The organism is Paraburkholderia sediminicola, assembly GCF_046026855.1.
Taxonomy (GTDB): Bacteria; Pseudomonadota; Gammaproteobacteria; order Burkholderiales; family Burkholderiaceae; genus Paraburkholderia; species Paraburkholderia sediminicola_A.
Map to the genome: position 1 here is coordinate 1 of NZ_JAQQET010000084.1, position 1,795 is coordinate 1,795.

Sequence of the window (1,795 nt, forward strand, 5' to 3'; positions counted from 1 at the left end):
TTCGAGCCCTGCGAGCATGCGCAGAAGGGTGGATTTGCCGCAGCCGGAGCTGCCGAGCAGCGCGAACAGTTCGTTCTTCGCGATGCTCAGATTGACGTTATCGACAGCGACGCTGTCGCCGAATTTCTTCACGACATTTTCGATGCGGACGAATTCGTCCGGTTTCGATTTTGTCCTGGTCGCCGGTTGAACCTGATTGCAGACCATCTGGGTAGCGCTGTTTGGGGGCGTCGATTTCATGGCGTAATCATTCCTTGCGGATCGCAGGCGTGAGCGTGCCCCTGGGAGACGCGTACGGCGGCTCCCAAGGTGTTGCTGCGATCGGGAAACACGGGGCTGCGCACAGATGTGACCCATAAGCGCACAGGTGGATTGCGTTACTACCTGCTTCAGGTGGCAGGACTGAACGATCCCTGCTCCGCGGATATCAATGCTGGATAGCCGGAACCATTAATGGCCGGTTTTCAGCTGCGCCCAAAGGCGGTTTTCGAGCCGGCGGATGTTGGTGGGTATCGGTTTCATCAGCGTCATCTGTTTCAGCACATCCTCCGGTGGGTAGACGCCCTGATCTTTCAAAATATCCGGGTTGACGTACTGATGCGCGGGGACATCCGCGGTCGGATAGAACACTTCGTTCGTGATCGCGGCGTTGACCTTCGGGTCTTCGATGTAATTGATCCACTTCAGCGCGGCTTCCGGGTGCGGCGCGTCCTTTGGGATTACCATCAGGTCAAACCACAGCAGGCCGCCCTCCTTGGGACTGGCATACCTGATTTCGTATGGACGCTTCGCTTCCAGTGCGCGGCGGTGTGCGATACCGACGTCGCCCGACCAGCCGAACGCTACGCAGATATCGTTGTTGGCAAGGTCGTTGATGTAACCCGACGAGTTGAACTGCGTGACGTACGGGCGAATCTTCTTCAGCATTTCGTACGCGGCCTGGTAGTCGGCCGGATTCGTGCTGTTCGGGTCCTTATGTATGTATTGCAGGGCCGCAGAGAACACGTTTCCCGCGTCGTCGAGGAATGACACGCCGCAACCCTTCAGCTTCGACAGGTTGGCCGGATCGAAGATGAGCGCCCAGCTGTCTTCCGGGGCGTTGGCGCCGAGCGCCTTCTGCACCGCCTGCACGTTGTAACCGATACCGTCTGTCCCGTACGCGTACGGCGCGCCATACAGGTTGCCCGGATCGGCCTGGGCAACAATTTTCATCAGCACCGGGTCCAGATTGGCGAGATTCGGAAGCTTCGACTTGTCGAGCTTCAGATACACGCCGGCCTCAATCTGCTTGCCCATGTAGTCTGACGACGGCACGACGATGTCGTAGCCCGAACTGCCCGAAAGCAGCTTGGCCTGCAAGGTGTCGTTGCTGTCGTAGTTGTCGTATTTGACGTGGATACCAGTCTGTTTCTCGAAGTTGGGAACCGTGTCCTTCGCGATGTAGTCCGACCAGTTGTAGACATTCAGTTCGGTATCGGCCGCAAGGGCCGGCGTGGTCTTCAACACACATACGCTGGTGACGGCGAGCAGCGCGGCCCCCGCGACCGCACGACGAAGATGACGTCCAGAATCACAAGCGCTCATGGTGTTTTTCCCTGTAAGTAAAGAAGCCTGTACGAGCATCTGTTGCTCGTGCTGATCGTTCACAATGGACCGACGCGTTTGAGAATGCAGTGCAAGCCACACGCGTGCGCGTTCTCCGTTTCTATTCCCCATGTTGTCTCCAGTAGTTTTATCTTTGCGCGTGCTGCCTTAAACGTGCAGCAGCAAATGCCGGCGTTCCCACGAACTGATT

The 1,795-nt window shown here is 57.5% G+C and carries 2 protein-coding genes; both read right to left on the reverse strand.

Going from position 1 to position 1,795, the window contains the following annotated elements:
* Positions 1-240 (reverse strand): ATP-binding cassette domain-containing protein (locus PQR40_RS38890; protein WP_408511273.1); only part of this gene is annotated, 240 nt, incomplete at its 3' end.
* A 210-nt stretch (positions 241-450) separates the two neighbouring features.
* Positions 451-1,584 carry a polyamine ABC transporter substrate-binding protein gene (locus PQR40_RS38895; protein WP_408242441.1) on the reverse strand — a complete coding sequence of 378 codons (1,134 nt, stop codon included), beginning with the start codon at positions 1,582-1,584 and terminating at the stop codon, positions 451-453.
* Positions 1,585-1,795 lie beyond the last annotated feature (211 nt).

Excerpts from the sequence above, each read along its gene's own strand:
- PQR40_RS38895 (WP_408242441.1), bottom strand. The coding sequence starts at position 1,584 with ATGAGCGCTTGTGATTCTGGACGTCATCTTCGTCGTGCGGTCGCGGGG.